This window comes from Stenotrophomonas maltophilia group sp. vghtpe118 (assembly GCF_052605195.1).
Window position 1 is genome coordinate 611360 of record NZ_CP199672.1, and the last position, 14137, is coordinate 625496.

17 protein-coding genes are annotated in these 14137 nt (G+C 65.1%); 7 read left to right on the top strand and 10 right to left on the bottom strand.

Annotated features, from left to right (window positions below; translation table 11 throughout):
• Nucleotides 1–45: 45 nt before the first annotated feature.
• From ACUDTM_RS02875 to ACUDTM_RS02885, 3 genes are all read right to left on the bottom strand, one after another.
• Complete coding sequence (locus ACUDTM_RS02875) at nt 46–630, bottom strand: sel1 repeat family protein (protein WP_095377603.1); 585 nt, start codon at nt 628–630, stop codon at nt 46–48.
• A gap of 79 nt (nt 631–709) precedes the next feature.
• Nucleotides 710–1186 carry a nuclear transport factor 2 family protein gene (locus ACUDTM_RS02880; RefSeq protein WP_021202431.1) on the bottom strand — a complete coding sequence of 159 codons (477 nt, stop codon included), beginning with the start codon at nt 1184–1186 and terminating at the stop codon, nt 710–712.
• Nucleotides 1187–1248: 62 nt separating this feature from the next.
• Complete coding sequence (locus ACUDTM_RS02885) at nt 1249–1818, bottom strand: TetR/AcrR family transcriptional regulator (protein ID WP_072167042.1); 570 nt, start codon at nt 1816–1818, stop codon at nt 1249–1251.
• 168 nt (nt 1819–1986) lie between these two features.
• Between ACUDTM_RS02885 and ACUDTM_RS02890 the strand changes: the two genes are divergently transcribed.
• Both ACUDTM_RS02890 and ACUDTM_RS02895 read left to right on the top strand, forming a co-directional pair.
• Nucleotides 1987–2940 carry an alpha/beta fold hydrolase gene (locus ACUDTM_RS02890; RefSeq protein WP_353079987.1) on the top strand — a complete coding sequence of 318 codons (954 nt, stop codon included), beginning with the start codon at nt 1987–1989 and terminating at the stop codon, nt 2938–2940.
• 237 nt (nt 2941–3177) lie between these two features.
• Entirely contained in the window at nt 3178–3489 is a 312-nt protein-coding gene (locus ACUDTM_RS02895; RefSeq protein ID WP_026346984.1) for a hypothetical protein, read from the top strand.
• 43 nt (nt 3490–3532) lie between these two features.
• On the opposite strand, the gene ACUDTM_RS02900 is transcribed toward ACUDTM_RS02895, so the two are convergent.
• The 3 genes from ACUDTM_RS02900 to ACUDTM_RS02910 all read right to left on the bottom strand — a co-directional run bounded on the left by ACUDTM_RS02900 (nt 3533) and on the right by ACUDTM_RS02910 (nt 4639).
• Nucleotides 3533–3814 (bottom strand): hypothetical protein, encoded by a 282-nt coding sequence (locus tag ACUDTM_RS02900; protein ID WP_005416560.1) that lies wholly within the window; start codon nt 3812–3814, stop codon nt 3533–3535.
• A gap of 281 nt (nt 3815–4095) precedes the next feature.
• On the bottom strand, nt 4096–4365 hold the full coding sequence (locus ACUDTM_RS02905) for a hypothetical protein (protein WP_088497450.1): 270 nt from the start codon (nt 4363–4365) through the stop codon (nt 4096–4098).
• Nucleotides 4366–4423: 58 nt separating this feature from the next.
• A complete protein-coding gene (locus ACUDTM_RS02910; RefSeq protein WP_072167045.1) occupies nt 4424–4639 on the bottom strand; it encodes a hypothetical protein in 216 nt (71 codons plus the stop codon).
• Between the two features lie 187 nt (nt 4640–4826).
• Here ACUDTM_RS02910 and ACUDTM_RS02915 point away from each other — a divergent pair, with 187 nt between their 5' ends.
• Nucleotides 4827–5075 carry a hypothetical protein gene (locus ACUDTM_RS02915; RefSeq protein ID WP_227836711.1) on the top strand — a complete coding sequence of 83 codons (249 nt, stop codon included), beginning with the start codon at nt 4827–4829 and terminating at the stop codon, nt 5073–5075.
• Here ACUDTM_RS02915 and ACUDTM_RS02920 read toward each other — a convergent pair.
• On the bottom strand, nt 5072–7756 hold the full coding sequence (locus ACUDTM_RS02920) for an excinuclease ABC subunit A (RefSeq protein ID WP_445391129.1): 2685 nt from the start codon (nt 7754–7756) through the stop codon (nt 5072–5074). The two genes, ACUDTM_RS02915 and ACUDTM_RS02920, sit on opposite strands and share 4 nt — an antisense overlap.
• A 177-nt stretch (nt 7757–7933) precedes the next feature.
• Here ACUDTM_RS02920 and ACUDTM_RS02925 point away from each other — a divergent pair, with 177 nt between their 5' ends.
• From ACUDTM_RS02925 to ACUDTM_RS02935, 3 genes are all read left to right on the top strand, one after another.
• Nucleotides 7934–8212 carry a hypothetical protein gene (locus tag ACUDTM_RS02925; protein ID WP_111128470.1) on the top strand — a complete coding sequence of 93 codons (279 nt, stop codon included), beginning with the start codon at nt 7934–7936 and terminating at the stop codon, nt 8210–8212.
• Nucleotides 8213–8335: 123 nt separating this feature from the next.
• The gene (locus tag ACUDTM_RS02930; RefSeq protein WP_188241019.1) at nt 8336–8590 is read left to right on the top strand and encodes a hypothetical protein; all 255 of its coding nucleotides are present in this window, start codon (nt 8336–8338) and stop codon (nt 8588–8590) included.
• Nucleotides 8587–9009, top strand: a complete 423-nt coding sequence (locus ACUDTM_RS02935; protein ID WP_188241018.1) for a low affinity iron permease family protein — start codon at nt 8587–8589, stop codon at nt 9007–9009. Before ACUDTM_RS02930 ends, ACUDTM_RS02935 begins: the two co-directional genes overlap by 4 nt.
• Before the next feature lie 30 nt (nt 9010–9039).
• Here ACUDTM_RS02935 and ACUDTM_RS02940 read toward each other — a convergent pair whose 3' ends face one another.
• Nucleotides 9040–10530: an FAD-dependent oxidoreductase gene (locus ACUDTM_RS02940; protein WP_088497448.1), complete on the bottom strand. Its 1491-nt coding sequence runs from the start codon at nt 10528–10530 to the stop codon at nt 9040–9042.
• A 221-nt stretch (nt 10531–10751) separates the two neighbouring features.
• On the opposite strand from ACUDTM_RS02940, the gene ACUDTM_RS02945 reads away from it, so the two are divergent.
• Complete coding sequence (locus ACUDTM_RS02945) at nt 10752–10982, top strand: hypothetical protein (RefSeq protein WP_138951212.1); 231 nt, start codon at nt 10752–10754, stop codon at nt 10980–10982.
• 9 nt (nt 10983–10991) lie between these two features.
• Here ACUDTM_RS02945 and ACUDTM_RS02950 read toward each other — a convergent pair whose 3' ends face one another.
• Nucleotides 10992–11441, bottom strand: coding sequence for a BLUF domain-containing protein (locus ACUDTM_RS02950; protein WP_188241017.1), 450 nt, complete (start codon nt 11439–11441; stop codon nt 10992–10994).
• 138 nt (nt 11442–11579) lie between these two features.
• The gene (gene ligD, locus ACUDTM_RS02955) at nt 11580–14129 is read right to left on the bottom strand and encodes a DNA ligase D (protein ID WP_188241016.1); all 2550 of its coding nucleotides are present in this window, start codon (nt 14127–14129) and stop codon (nt 11580–11582) included.
• Nucleotides 14130–14137 lie beyond the last annotated feature (8 nt).

A 14137-nucleotide genomic window follows, 5' to 3' on the forward strand; every position in this document is an offset into this window, starting at 1 on the left:
AGCCCTTTCATGGACACCCGGACTCATTCCCAGCCTGCAGGCCAACTACGGCGGGCTTGACTGAGTTGCCACGCTCGCTTCTCTCGTAGGTAGATGGCTTCTCTCTTCCTCTCGCTTGCTGGCACATCGCAGAGACGCCATGCGTGCCGCCTGCTCAAGTTCGGAATGCGCGGCCTTCACTCCCTTCAGCGCGGCACTCTTGAGCCATGCGTATGCCTCACTGGATGACTCACAGTCCTGTTTGTCCCTCAATATGAAGAACACGTTGTACTGTGCAATCGGGTGTCCCAGCGCTGCGGCATAGGCAAGCCACATATGGGAGTTGCCGGCCACGCCTTTGCCCTCAAAGTGGCGCGAAAGTCGAAACGCCGCCTCGGCGTCGCCTGCATCTGCGCGCCCGACCAGCGTGCGTAGCTGCTTGTCATCAAGCTCCGCGCCATCATCCGTTGCGATCGACCCGTCAAGCTCAACTTTCGGCCTGTCCGGTTGAGGCGGCACCTGCGCATTAACCGACCCTGCGCCCGCCAGGCACAAGAGAAGACCGGCTCTCTTAAATAGGATCATCAATCCCAGTTCCTGAGAATCGGTCTTCGCTGGCGGTTCGAATCCGCCCCCGGCCTGCATGTCCATTGCGCCCCCTGCCCCGCCGGCGCGGATGCCGGCCGCCCCATCGTACCTGAGCGTGCTTCGGATGGCGCCTCAGCGGGAATCACATACCCAGCTCCGACAACCCCGGGTGATCATCCGGGCGACGCCCCAGCGGCCAATGGAACTTGCGGTCGCTCTCCTTGATCGGCATGTCGTTGATACAGGAGAAGCGGCGCTGCATCAGGCCATCCTCTCCGAATTCCCAGTTTTCGTTGCCATAGGAACGGAACCAGTTGCCGGAGTCGTCGTGCCATTCGTACGCGTAGCGGACCGCAATGCGGTTTTCGGTAAAGGCCCAGAGCTCCTTGATCAGGCGGTACTCGAGCTCCTTGTTCCATTTGCGTGCCAGGAACTGCCGGGCTTCCTCCCGACCGTTGGTGAATTCGGCACGGTTACGCCACTGGGTGTCGAGCGAATAGGCAAGCGAGACCTTGTCGGCATCGCGGGAGTTCCAGCCATCCTCGGCAAGACGCACTTTCTGCGTGGCCGATTCAAGGGTGAACGGAGGAAGCGGCGGACGGGGTTGTTCAGCGGACACGGGGAAACCTCCAATCGAAATGGATATACGGGTTGCTTCAAGGGATCTGGGGTACCCAGGCGCTAACGCTTGGCCTGTTCCAATAACAGCTTCGCGACATCCTTCGCGGTGTCTGCGGCGTCGAAATCACCCATCACGCGCGACAGGGTGATGGCGCCTTCCATCAGGATCAGCAGCTGACGGGCCAGATCCGCCGGCTGCTCCACATCCAGTTGTTCGGTAAGTTCCAGCGTGTAATCGAGCAGCTTCTGCTTGTGATTCCGCGCGATTTCCCGGATCGGATCGGCCGGGTCGCCGACCTCCCCGGCGGTATTGATGAACGCACACCCGCGATAGCCCTCGGACTGGAACCAGTTCTTGAGCACGGTGAACAAGCCGAGGATGCGTGCTTCCGGGGTGTCCGCTTTATCGCACTCCTGCCGGAACCAGGCCAGCCATCGCACATCGCGCGCCTTCAATGCGGCGGCGGCCACGTCGTCCTTGTTCTCGAAGTGGCGGTAGATGCTCTTTCGCGCCACGCCCGAGGTCTTCACCAGCAGGTCCATGCCGGTGGCGTGGATCCCGTTCTGGTAGATCAGCGCCTCGGCCGTGGCCAGGATCTTCTGTTGGGTGTCGGTGCTGCCCTTGCTCATGGCTGCAAGGTAGAATGAGCGTTCTCCCTTGTCAACAGGCGATCGCGAGCGATTCGCGTGCGCACATCCGTGCAAGACGATCTATCAAGAAATCAGGACAGTTCATCACCCGGACGCCTGGTTGCAGGCGCAAAGTACGTCTCACCACCCACCCATGAGAGTTCCCGCATGAACACCTTCGCCCGTACCCTGGCCGTTGCCGCCCTCGCCCTCTCGGTCCAGGCCAGCCTGTCCGCGCAGGCCGCCGAACCGGCCACGCCGGCGGCAGTCACCAGCATCGCGCGCACCGCCACCTACATCACCACCGCCGATGGCGTGCAGCTGTACTACAAGGACTGGGGCCCGAAGAACGGCCCGGTCGTGACCTTCAGCCACGGCTGGCCGTTGAACTCGGACAGCTGGGAGTCGCAGATGATCTTCCTGGCCAACCACGGCTATCGCGTCATTGCCCATGACCGTCGCGGCCACGGCCGCTCCAGCCAGCCGTGGGACGGCAACGATATGGATCATTACGCCGATGACCTGGCCACGGTGATCAATACGCTGGACCTGCACGATGTGACCCTGGTGGGCTTCTCCACCGGTGGCGGCGAAGTGGCGCGCTACGTCGGCCGGCATGGCACCGGGCGGGTGAAGAAGGCCGTGCTGATCAGCTCGGTGCCGCCGTTCATGCTGAAGACCGCCGACAACCCAAACGGCCTGCCGATCGAAGTGTTCGATGGCATCCGCAAGGCACAGATGGATAACCGCGCGCAGCTGTACCGGGACATTCCGTCGGGCCCGTTCTACGGCTTCAACCGCCCGGGCGCGAAGGTGTCGCAGGGGTTGATCGATGCGTGGTGGGCACAGGGCATGCAGGGCGGCCACAAGAATACTTACGACTCGATCGCTGCGTTCTCGGCCACCGATTTCCGCGCCGACCTGAAGAAGTTCGATGTTCCTACCCTGGTCATCCACGGTGACGACGACCAGATCGTGCCGATCGATATCTCGGGCCGCCAGTCGGCAAAGCTCATCAAGGGCGCAAAGCTGATTGTCTACCCGGGTGCGCCGCACGGCCTGACCGACACCCACAAGGACAAGGTCAACCAGGATCTGCTGGCGTTCCTGCAGGAAAAGTGAGTGTACGGGGCTCCGTCGTGATGGCGGAGCCCTTCCTGCCCAGAGGCAGGGCCGGCACCGGACGAGCGCCGGCTGCCACGTCAGTGCACGATTGCGGCCGTGGGATTTCAAGCCAGTCATGGCGCGCGGGGTGCACCTTGATGAAGGGTTAACCTCCAACAAAGCATACTGCGCTCTCACGGCTCTTCTCCGGCGCAGAATCCTTTGCTCCCGTGTCCAGCCCCAGACGACACGGCCATGCATCCTCCCAATGCCTTCCGGATCCACGCGATCCAGCCCCTTCTTGCGCGCAATGGGGCCATCGTTCGCCTCGATCAATTGCGATCCACCTGCAAGAGCTGCGGCTTGCGCTCATCAATGACTCAGGACGAGGGCATCAAGACGAGTCCATTGGGCACGACGCTCACGTGCCCCGCGTGCGGTGCCACGGGGCTGATGGACGAGGTGGAGATATGGCACCACTGGCTCGAACAGTGCCGGCGGGAGCGGATGCTGGCGCTCTTCGATCCCGCACCTGACGAACCTCTGGAGCCTGATGGCCCCGAATGAGAGCGACGCATGGACTGTCCGGCCGGCGCCTCAGCGCCGCGCCTCAACCGTCGCCGGGGTGACGCCCTGCCAGGCTACCCATCGTGAAGGCGTAGCCCGCCTCCTCCAGCAGCGCTCTCATGCGCAGCTCCACACGCCGGGGAGAAAGCAGGCTGTTGGGCGCGTACAGGGCATAGACGTAGCCTGCGCCGTCGATGATCTCGCGGCGCACGGCGCACTCATTGGATTCGGCAGCCTCGGACCAGACGGACATCAACCTGGCGGGACTGATGGATTGGCCGTTGCGAAGACGGAAGAACAGCCAGCGCACTCCCAGGGAACGCACCGGATTCAAGCTAGCCACTGCGAACCCCCGATGCGCCGGAAAAGGTCCCTCAGGACCTCTGGATCCAAGCGTGGATGCTCGTCTTTCGAAGAGCGCGGAAGGTCGATACGTGCGGCGCCGTTCACCAGCGCGGGCAGATCGGACTGAAGGTCGATCCACCACCCCGTGGGCAGCCGGAGCCCCGTGCCCGTTCTATCGTAGATGCAGATCGGAAAAGTCATTGCGTTGCTCCTGGATGACCCGAGCATACGCCTGCGCGATGTCAGGTCTGGATGCGACGCCTAGGAAGATGCCGCATCGGCGCGCTTTGCGCATTCGAATACGTGTGCTTCGTCCTGCTGGACCCTGCGGAACGACTCCAGCCAGCCGAACGCTGCGCCACGACTGTGAATCGTTTCGCCAAGCCTTCCGGTCAGGCACCGTGCGCACTCCATCCCGCCAGGACTGGGCGCATCGCAGCAACGGCATTGCGCCATCGTCGTCGTTCTCTCCGGGCGGCACTGGTACATGATCTTGGTCATCAGGCTGATCGCCTGGCTTTGCGAGGACATGCGCGCTCCCTGTCTGCTGCGCGGAAGCAGCCGCGCGACGCGCGGCTCCTCCTGTTCTTCAGCGACGCGTATCACCGCCGGGACCGCCTTTCTTTTGGTCCGTTGGATTCGAGTCGCTACGATCCTTCTTGTCCTGCTGCTGTTGTTCGCCTTGCCGGCCAGGCTCCTCCGCGCTGGGCTCGCCCCCCTCGACCTGCCCCTGCTGCACGGGCTGTTCTGCTTCAGCGGAAGCGTTGGAGCGGTCATTCCTGTTCTGTTCGGGGACGCTGTTCATTTCGATTCTCCGTCGCAGCAAGTGTGCTGCCGATTGACTGTGGGCCTGTTGCCGTTACGGGAACGTGCCGGCAAGCGCGTTGTATGAACGGTTGTGATGAACAGGCTCCCGGCAGCAAGCGTGTACAGTGAGGTTTCGAACAGGGGTAGGCGCCGTGAGCCGCGGAAGAAGCAAGCACGTTGTCGATGTGGAGCGCGAGCTGGCCCACTGGGAAACCGCGTTCAACCTGGGCGCGTTGCCCGCGGTGAGTTTCCGGCACGAAGTGGCGCCGGTCATCCGGCTTGCCTGCGACATCTATGTGAGAGATCCGCACGGTACCCGGTCAGCCTGGATGGACGATCTGCAGTGCCGCCTTGCGAAACGATCAAGCCTGCGCGGCCACCCTGGCGCGGCGGAGATTGCCGATCGTTGCTGGACGCTGCTGTCCTGCGGCTAGGCGCCTCCTGCCGGATGATTCCGCTCGCGCACACCCTGCCCCAGCTCGGATGCCAGGAACGGTGCCGTCCTGCTGCCCTTGGCGCGGGCCACCTGATGCGGTGGCCCCGCCGCCACGATGGTGCCGCCCGCGCTGCCTGCGCCCGGGCCGACGTCGATCACCCAGTCGGCCTGTGCGACAGAACGCATGTCGTGCTCGATCATCACCACCGTGTTGCCTGCGTCCACCAGCCGCTGAAGCTGCACCAGCAGCCTGTCGGCGTCTGATGCATGCAGGCCGGTGGTGGGTTCGTCCAGCACGTACAGCGTGCGCCCGCGCTGGCTGCGCTGCAGCTCTGTGGCCAGCTTGATGCGTTGCGCCTCACCCCCTGAAAGCTCCGTGGCCGGCTGGCCCAGCCGCAGGTAGCCCAGGCCGATCTCCTGCAGCAACTGCAGCGGGCGGGCGATGGCCTCTTCTTCGGCGAAGAACGCATGGGCCTGGTCCACCGTCATCTGCAGGACCTCGGCAATGTTGCGGCCGTTCCACTGCACCTTCAGCGTGGCCTCGTTGTAGCGGGCGCCGTGACAGGTGGGGCACGGCGCATAGACGCTGGGCATGAACAGCAGTTCGACGCTGACGAAACCCTCGCCTTCGCAGGTCTCGCATCGCCCCTTGGCCACGTTGAACGAAAAGCGGCCCGCATCGAATCGGCGGCGGCGCGCGTCGGGTGTCGCGGCGAACAGCTTGCGCACGTGGTCGAACAGGCCCGTGTAGGTAGCCAGGTTGGAGCGTGGCGTGCGGCCGATGGGCTTCTGGTCCACCTGCACCACGCGCTGGATGGCGTCCACGTCGCCGGCCAGCTGGCCCCGAGTGGCTTCGATCACGGTGGGTCCATCCGTGGGCGCGCTGTCGGCGCCGTCGTCTGCTGTCTCATGCCCGAGGTGCAGCAGCATCAGCTCAGGCAGCGCCTGCGCCATCAGGCTGGATTTGCCCGATCCGGAAATGCCGGTCACTGCAGTCAGCAGCCCCAGCGGCACCTGCGCATCCACACCGTGCAGGTTGTGGCGGTGGATGCCTTTCAGCGCCAGCCAGCTGTTGACGCTGCGCTGCCGGCTGGCCGGTGCGGGCACCCGGTCGAACAGGTACTGCGCCGTGCGCGAATCCTGAACGTTGCGCAGGCCGTCGGGCTCGCCACTGTAGAGAACGCGTCCGCCATGTTCCCCTGCCTGTGGGCCCACATCCACCAGCCACTGCGCGCGGCGCATCAGCTCCAGATCATGTTCAACAACGAACACCGAGTTGCCGCCGTTGCGCAGCCGTTCCAGCGCGTCGTACAGCGCCTGGCTGTCGGCCGGATGCAGGCCGGCCGAGGGTTCGTCGAGCACGTACAGCACGCCGAACAGCAGCGAGCTGAGCTGCGTGGCCAGGCGCAGGCGCTGCAGTTCGCCGGCCGATAGTGTGGGCGTGGCGCGGTCCAGTGAGAGATAGCCCAGGCCGAGCTCGCGCAGTTGCCGTACCCGTGCCATGACCCCGCCCGCCAGCCGCTGTGCAGCCAGGCGCTTTTCCTCTGACAGGGCCGAGGTCAGTCGCACGTCGGGGGCGCCCTCGTGGGTCGCGCGGCCACTTGCTGCCCGCTTGGCGCGATCGCGGGGCGTTGTTGCACGCCTGCTGGTACGCGCGCCGTGGCTGTGTGCACTGAAGTCGCCCTGCGCGATGGGCTCGAGCAAGGCCGCCAGCTGGTCCAGCGGCAGCCGCATGAACTCGCCGATGTCCACGCCGGCGAAGGTGACCGACAGTGCTTCCGGCTTCAGGCGCTTTCCGTGGCAGGCGGGGCACAGCCGGCCCTCCATGTAGCGGGAAACACGCTTGCGCATCAGGGCGCTCTGGGTGTTGGCAAAGGTGTGCAGCACGTAGCGGCGTGCGCCGGTGTACGTGCCCATGTAGCTGGGCTCCAGCTTGCGCTTGAGCGCGGCGCGGGTCTCGGCCGGCGTGAAGCCGGCATAGACCGGCACCGTGGGCGTTTCCTCGGTGAACAGGATCCAGTCGCGGTCCTTCTTCGGCAGTTTCTTCCACGGCACATCGATGTCGTAGCCCAGCGTGACCAGAATGTCGCGCAGGTTCTGGCCATGCCATGCCGGTGGCCAGGAGGCGATGGCGCGCTCGCGGATGCTCAGCGACGGGTCCGGCACCATCAGTGCTTCAGTCACTTCGTAGACATGCCCCAGGCCATGGCAGGTGCTGCAGGCGCCCTGTGGGGTGTTGGGCGAGAAGTCTTCGGCGTACAGCATGGGCTGGTGGGCCGGGTAGGCCCCCGCCCGCGAGTACATCATGCGCACCAGGCTGGACAGCGTGGTCACGCTGCCCACCGACGAGCGCGCATTGCTCGCGCCGCGCTGCTGCTGCAAGGCCACCGCCGGCGGCAGGCCGTCGATGGCATCCACGTCGGGCACGCCGGCCTGGTCGATCAGGCGACGCGCGTACGGCGCTACGGATTCGAAGTAGCGCCGCTGCGCCTCGGCGAAGACCGTGCCGAAGGCCAACGAGGACTTGCCGGACCCCGACACGCCGGAGAACACCACCAGTGCATTGCGTGGAATGGAGACATCGACATTCTTCAGGTTGTGCTCGCGCGCACCGCGGACCTCGATGCAGCCGCTGGCTGCGGCAGCACATGACGATTCGCCAGAGGGGGTGTTGGACATCTCAGCATTCCTGCATTCGGTGGGCGGATCGCGCATGGTGCGCCCGAGGGGCCATTGTCGCCGCTGCGGAGTGAATGGCGTGAGGGCGCCGGAAGCGGGATGTTGTCTTCACCTCCCGTTCGTACGGCCTTGCCCAGCCAAGGGCTAGCGTTGGGTGCCCACACACCGGAGGCCGTCATGCACCCCGACGTACTTGGCTGGGCCGCCACGGCGGTACTGATGGCAACCTTGATCCGGCAGATGGTGAAGCAGTGGCAGTCGCCCAACCCGGAAGCCGTGTCCAGGTGGCTGTTCGCAGGCCAGATGACCGCGTCTGCGCTGTTCACGGTGTACAGCGCGATGCTGGGCAGCGTGGTCTTCGTGGTGACCAATGCGATGCTGCTGTTGACGGCGGTGGTGGGCCAGGTGATGGCCTGGCGCCGCCGTGGCCGACGCCGGGCTCCCCCGCCCTGCTGATTGTTAATGCGCGTTGCCTGAAGGTTTGACATCACGTTGCCCCGCCCTTGATGGGTGCGCCCACAACGCATTCCTATGCTGGGCCCGCCACCTGCGAGGTGGTGATCAACCTGGAGATGCACCATGCAACGCGACCAGAAAGACCTTCCCCATCCGGACACGGAGGCGCAGCGCCCCGATCCTGTCAGTCCGCTGCAGGCAAAGCTGCACAACCACCGCAATCATGACGAAGCGCTGCAGGAAACCTTCCCCGCCAGCGACCCGATCTCTCCCTTCGTCGCTGCACCCACGCCGGACGAGCAGGCCAAGCGCCTTGGGGAGCGGGTCAGGCTGCCAGACCGTCGCACGGATGAGGAGGCCGCGGGAGGTGACAAGTGATCCGGCGCGGCTTCGCCCGTGTCGCGGCCGCGACGGCGCGATTGTCCGGCAGCCTGGGGGCATTCGTCGCAGCGCTGGGGGTGATCATCACCTGGGCTGCCAGCGGGCCGGCCTTCCACTTCAATGACACGTGGCAGCTGGTGGTGAATACGGGAACGACCATCGTGACCTTCCTGATGGTGTTCCTGATTCAGCATACGCAGAACGCCGACACCGCAGCGCTGCACATCAAACTGGATGAACTGATCCGTGTCAGCAAGGACGCCAACCAGGAGCTGTTGAACCTGGAGTCGATGGAGCCGGCCCACCTTGAAGAGATACGCCAGCGCTACGAGGGACTGGCGAAGACCGCTGCAGACATCAAGTCCAAGAAGGAGCGCTGCATGCCCTGCGATGCGGACGCGGCCGCCGAAGCCTGAGGTCGCTGCTCCGGCGGCTACCTGCACCTATCACTGTTCTGGTGTGAGGCCCTGCCTGGCAGGGCCTTCCAGCAGCGCTCCGGTGGCGGAAAAGCGGCTGCCGTGGCAAGGGCAATCCCATGTGCGCTCATGACCATTCCATTGAACAACGCACTTCAGGTGCGGGCAGAGCGCCGACATCGTGTGCAGGCGCCCTCCCTCATCGCGGTAGACCGCAGTTCGCTTTCCGTCCACGTCCAGCAGTGCGCCGCAACCACGGGCCAGCTCACTGGGCGAGTGCGACGGCACAGCAGCAAGGCGATCTCCCACCATGTGCCGCGCAACGGTGCCATTGGTACGGGCCCAACCGGCCGCCGAGCGCACCGGTGTGAAGCGCATGGGGCTGAGCAGCTGCTCGATCTCGCTGGTCGTGCCGAGGATTCCCTCGGTGATCGCACGCGCGGCCACGCCCGCCCAGGTCAAGCCGTCCGGCCCATAGCCGGTAGCCAGCCACACATTGTCGTGCGCGCTGCTGCCGATGTAGGGCAGCTGGTCGGCTGCACGGAACTGCTGCGCGGACCAGCACAGCGGCTCTCCCTGCACGGTGAAATTGCGATGCGCGTCGGCGACCAGATGCTGGGCTGGATCCATCGGCGGCGTTTCGCCGGTGCGGTGGGTCTCGCCGACCAGCACCAACCAGTCACGGCCATCAGTACCGCGCACCCCGCGCAGCGATCGGTGCCGATCGGCAATCCAATGAATGCCTGCCGCGGGCGGCGTGGCAACCGGTACCGCCACGCCGTATTCGCGGTAGACCTCCATCTCGGCCTGCACCAGGTTGAAACCTGCTGGCGAATGGGTGGCCAGCACGAAGTGCCTGGCGTGGATGCGGGCGCCGTCGGCCGTCGCAACGCCGGCGGATGCCTCGATGCTGTTGATCCGGGTCCAGTCGTGGATGCGCACCCGGCCCGCCAGATGTCGCGCCAGCTCAATGCAGAACGCCGCCGGATCCAATTGCGCCTGATCTGCAACGCGGAAGGCGTGGCCCAAGGTGAACGGCAGCCCGGACTGGTGGTGTTCGCATTGCAGGCCGACGCGCTGATAGGCCTGCAGCTCACGCTCGAATCGCGCAGTGACCTCGCGGGTGCGCTCCTGCATGCCGTACTGCATGGCCACGCGTTCGAAGCCACAGCGCAGATCGTAGCGGTGAACCAGTGTTTCGATGGACCGCAGCGCCTGCTGCCGCCACTGCACGATACGACTGGCCGTGTCACCGCCCCAACGCGCGATCAGGTCTGCCAGCCGGGAAACGGGCGCGTAAAGATTGCCCGTGGACATCACCGTATTGCGCCCGCCGATGGGCCCCGCATCGACCACCAGCACATCCAGGCCGCTATCGGCCAGGCGGGCCGCTGTCAGCAGGCCAGTCATGCCAGCACCAACCACCAGCACGTCCGCCTGCGTGGTTCCGGCAAGTGGGCGGAAGCTGTTCGATTCGGCATCACGGGACCAGAGACTGGCGCGCGGTAACGGGTCGGCCATGAATACACCCTTGCAGAGTCAGCTGGAAGCCTTCCCTGATACGCCGCTGCGGGTGAAACAGCAGTGGTGCGGCCGTGCAGGAAATGCTCACACGCGTGGCAGCAGCGATGCCGATCAAAGGCGGGTGAACATCGCGTGGGCGACGCGCCTGCGCCCGCTGTGCGGGCGACGACGCCCCTTTGCAGTGCGGTCGCTAGCTTGCCTGGAAGGAGGAACCCGCTGTGAGCACGCACCTGGAGATCGACCTGATGATCGCGCAGTTGGAGGAAATGCTGCCGGAATGGGCGGCGTTCTACCCCGAGCCACAGTTCATCCGAATGCTCGCCGAGGCGCTGGACTTCATTGCTGCCAGTGCCGACTCCGATGCCCGGATGTATTGCGTGATGCGCACCGGGCACCTCAACGTGTGCAGCGGAGAGATCCCGTGGGCAGCGCGCTATGGAGGTCGTTGAGCCATCACGTCAGGCCGCGATGGCATAGGGTTCGACCAACCTGGCCAGGACGTCCATCGCCGTCTCAGCCTCGGCCTGGCCGTCGCTGTGCTGCACAAACCCCAGCCAGTCTGCGCGGGCCAGGCGTCTCAACGCCGCCGGCTGCGTCGGGAGCCAGCGCATCGGCCAGAACGGGAGACGCCGGTTGCCTACCCTGCCGCGCTGCAATTCGATCAGTCCCGTGTGGCTGGTAGCACCGAGCACCCGTGAGTACGCCACGCTCAAGCCGTCCTCGGGCCCCTCCATGTACTGCAGGAATCGGGCTCCATCGAACAGCAGCACCCCGGTGACGCCCGCATTTCGGTTGAAGCGGGCGGCATCATCCACCAGATCATCCAGCTTCACGCTGCCCAGACCCAGCGGGTCACCCGCAACGGCTGGGGCCGCTTCACTCACGTATGCGACTGCCCTGATCGGCATTGGCTGCTCCTGTAGCGAATCCCCCCAGATTCCGTGTCGAAAGCATAGGCCAACCGCGCCGCCGGTATGTTCCGACGCTGTGTATTTTGTGGATCAGTTGGGTTCAGACAGACAGACGGTACGCAGAGTGCGCCTGGGCTACCCGTCTGCCTGCGCCCATCGCGCAAGATTCTGTTTCACTTTGTCGATGCCGGCCCACGGGTCCCTGCGGCGCCGTTTGAGCTTTGCTGGCACGTCCCTGATCGTGAACGCGTCGGCGCGCTTGAGTTTGGACAGATCCCCCCATGCAATCGGCAGCGCCACCGGTGCCCCCGGCCTGGCCCGCAACGAGTACGACGCGACCGCCGTTGCTCCGCGCCCGTTTCGCAGATAGTCAACGAAGATCCGCTTGTTGCGCAGGCTTTTGGTGGCTGTTGCCAGGAACCGCTGCGGCTCGGACTGCGCCAGTGCTTCGGCGAAACCCTTCGCAAAGCGCTTGGTCAGGTCCCAATCGCATCCCGGGTTGAGCGGCACGACCACGTGCAGGCCCTTGCCGCCGGATACACGCAGGAACGACTCCAGCTCCAGCTGCGCCAGCAGTTTGCGGATGTCGGTGGCCGCTTTCTTGACCTCGGCAAAGGGCACGTCCGGTCCTGGATCCAGATCGAACACCACCCGGTCGGCCTGCTCGGGCGCTTCGGCGTGGCTGCCCCACGGATGGAATTCCAATGCGTTGAACTGCACCAGTTCGAGCAGGCTGGCCGGGTCGCGCACGACTAGGTAATGGGCATTGATGCCGCTTTCTTCCTTCAGCCTTGCCGCGTCGACCAATTCCAGTCCGGCCGTATGGTGTTTCTGGAAGAAGCAGGGTTTTGCGGTGCCACCGGGGCATCGGATGATCGACAACGGGCGATCAATCACCTCGGGCAGGAGATGATCCATCACTGCCGTGTAGTAATCCCACACGTCCTGCTTGGTGTAACCGTCGCCGGGAAACAGGATCTTGCCCGGAGACGACAGCGACGGCGGCACGCGATCCGCCACCGGTGCCTTCCTGGTCTTGCGCGCAGGTCCCGAGGCTGCCGGTGTGCGCGCCGCCGCCGGGGACGTTCCAGCGCGATCGGAATCGGCAAGGTCGGCGGTATCCTTGTCGGCCCGCACCGCCTTCAGCGACGCCTGGCGCAACAGCTTCTGCCCGCCGATCCCGCGGTAGAAGACCTCGACCACGAAACGTGGCTCGAACCAGGTCGCAGCGCGCAGGTCGGTGTCCTGCGTGGGCACGTAGGCGGTCGGCTTGCGGCCGCCACCGCCCTTGATGCGCTTGCTGATGTCACCGATCAGTTCGTCCGAGAACCCGGACCCGACGCGGCCGGCGTAGAGCCAGCCATGCTTCGCATCCGGCCGGGCCAGCAGCAGTGAGCCGAAGCCGGTGCGGCTGCCTTTGGGCGCGGTATATCCGACCACCGCGAATTCGTCGCTGGCCAGTTGCTTGGTCTTGCGCCAATCCTCGCTGCGGCCGCTGTGGTAGCTGCGGTCGGCGCGCTTGGAGATGATGCCTTCGAAATGCTGCTCGCCGGCCACGCGATAGGCTTCATCGCCATCACCTTGCACATGCGAACTGAACGCCAACGGGCGGCCCTGTCCTTCCAGCACGGACTGCAACAAGGCCTTGCGCTCCAGCAAGGGCGCATCAGCGACATCCACACCATCGAGGTGCAGCAGATCGAACAGTGCATACGTCAGCACGCCTTGGCGCTCGCCGGAGAGCGTGGCCTGCAGCAGGTTGAAGTCCTCCTTGGTGCCAGCGCCGGCGATCAGCTCGCCGTCCAGTGCGGCTGAAGTGAGGCCCAGCGCCGCCACAGCGTCACGTATCTCGGGGATCTTGCCGGTCCACTCCAGTGCATTCCGGGACCAAAGCTGCACATTGCCCTCGGCGACCGTGGCAAGGATGCGGTACCCGTCCCATTTGATCTCATGGACCCACTGCCCGCCCTGGGGCGGCGCGTCTCCCAGCTTGGCCAACTGTGGTTCGAATGGACCGGACGGCGCTGCGGCCTTTCTTGCCCTGCTGAGCGCCAGGGCCTTCTTCGCCCAGTTCTTTGGCCGGGTGCGCCTGGCGGGTACTGTGGCGAGCCTTTTCTTTGCAGCCTTGCCGGCACCCGACCGCTTCAGATCCTCTGCAGGGGGTTCAGCGACATCGGCCAGCAGATCGTCCGCCTCGATATCGCCGGCAAATTCGTCGTCGTCCTTGAACAGCAGCCACTGCGGCTGGCGCGCCGGCTTCCCGGAGCGGACCAGATGCCATCCGCCCTTCAGTTTGGCACCGAACAGCTCGAAGCGCAGATGACCCTTGGCAAGCTGGGCTTCCGGGTCGCCCTGCGTGGCCCATACACCGTGGTCGAACTGGGCGACATGGCCACCGCCGTACTGGCCCTTGGGGATCTCGCCTTCGAAGCTCGCGTAGTCGACAGGATGATCCTCCACCTCCACCGCCATGCGCTTGACCTTCGGGTCGTAACTGGGTCCTTTGGGCACGGCCCAGCTCTTCAGCGCGTCGCCGACCTGCAGGCGGAAGTCGTAGTGCCTGCGGCTGGCATGGTGCAACTGCACCACGAAGATGGCGCGTTGGCCTTTCGGTAGCGCCTTGCCCGGCTCGGGCTCCTGGGTCTGGTCAAAACGACGCTTGCGGCGGTACTCGACCAGGGACATGGGCAACT

What these genes read in the sequence shown, in the direction of transcription:
- ACUDTM_RS02890 (WP_353079987.1), top strand. Translation starts at nt 1,987, where the DNA reads ATGAACACCTTCGCCCGTACCCTGGCCGTTGCCGCCCTCGCCCTCTCG.
- ACUDTM_RS02885 (WP_072167042.1), bottom strand. Translation starts at nt 1,818, where the DNA reads ATGAGCAAGGGCAGCACCGACACCCAACAGAAGATCCTGGCCACGGCC.
- ACUDTM_RS02940 (WP_088497448.1), bottom strand. Translation starts at nt 10,530, where the DNA reads ATGGCCGACCCGTTACCGCGCGCCAGTCTCTGGTCCCGTGATGCCGAA.
- ligD (WP_188241016.1), bottom strand. Translation starts at nt 14,129, where the DNA reads ATGTCCCTGGTCGAGTACCGCCGCAAGCGTCGTTTTGACCAGACCCAG.
- ACUDTM_RS02875 (WP_095377603.1), bottom strand. Translation starts at nt 630, where the DNA reads ATGGACATGCAGGCCGGGGGCGGATTCGAACCGCCAGCGAAGACCGAT.
- ACUDTM_RS02930 (WP_188241019.1), top strand. Translation starts at nt 8,336, where the DNA reads ATGCAACGCGACCAGAAAGACCTTCCCCATCCGGACACGGAGGCGCAG.
- ACUDTM_RS02895 (WP_026346984.1), top strand. Translation starts at nt 3,178, where the DNA reads ATGCATCCTCCCAATGCCTTCCGGATCCACGCGATCCAGCCCCTTCTT.
- ACUDTM_RS02925 (WP_111128470.1), top strand. Translation starts at nt 7,934, where the DNA reads ATGCACCCCGACGTACTTGGCTGGGCCGCCACGGCGGTACTGATGGCA.
- ACUDTM_RS02920 (WP_445391129.1), bottom strand. Translation starts at nt 7,756, where the DNA reads ATGTCCAACACCCCCTCTGGCGAATCGTCATGTGCTGCCGCAGCCAGC.
- ACUDTM_RS02910 (WP_072167045.1), bottom strand. Translation starts at nt 4,639, where the DNA reads ATGAACAGCGTCCCCGAACAGAACAGGAATGACCGCTCCAACGCTTCC.
- ACUDTM_RS02905 (WP_088497450.1), bottom strand. Translation starts at nt 4,365, where the DNA reads ATGTCCTCGCAAAGCCAGGCGATCAGCCTGATGACCAAGATCATGTAC.
- ACUDTM_RS02950 (WP_188241017.1), bottom strand. Translation starts at nt 11,441, where the DNA reads ATGCCGATCAGGGCAGTCGCATACGTGAGTGAAGCGGCCCCAGCCGTT.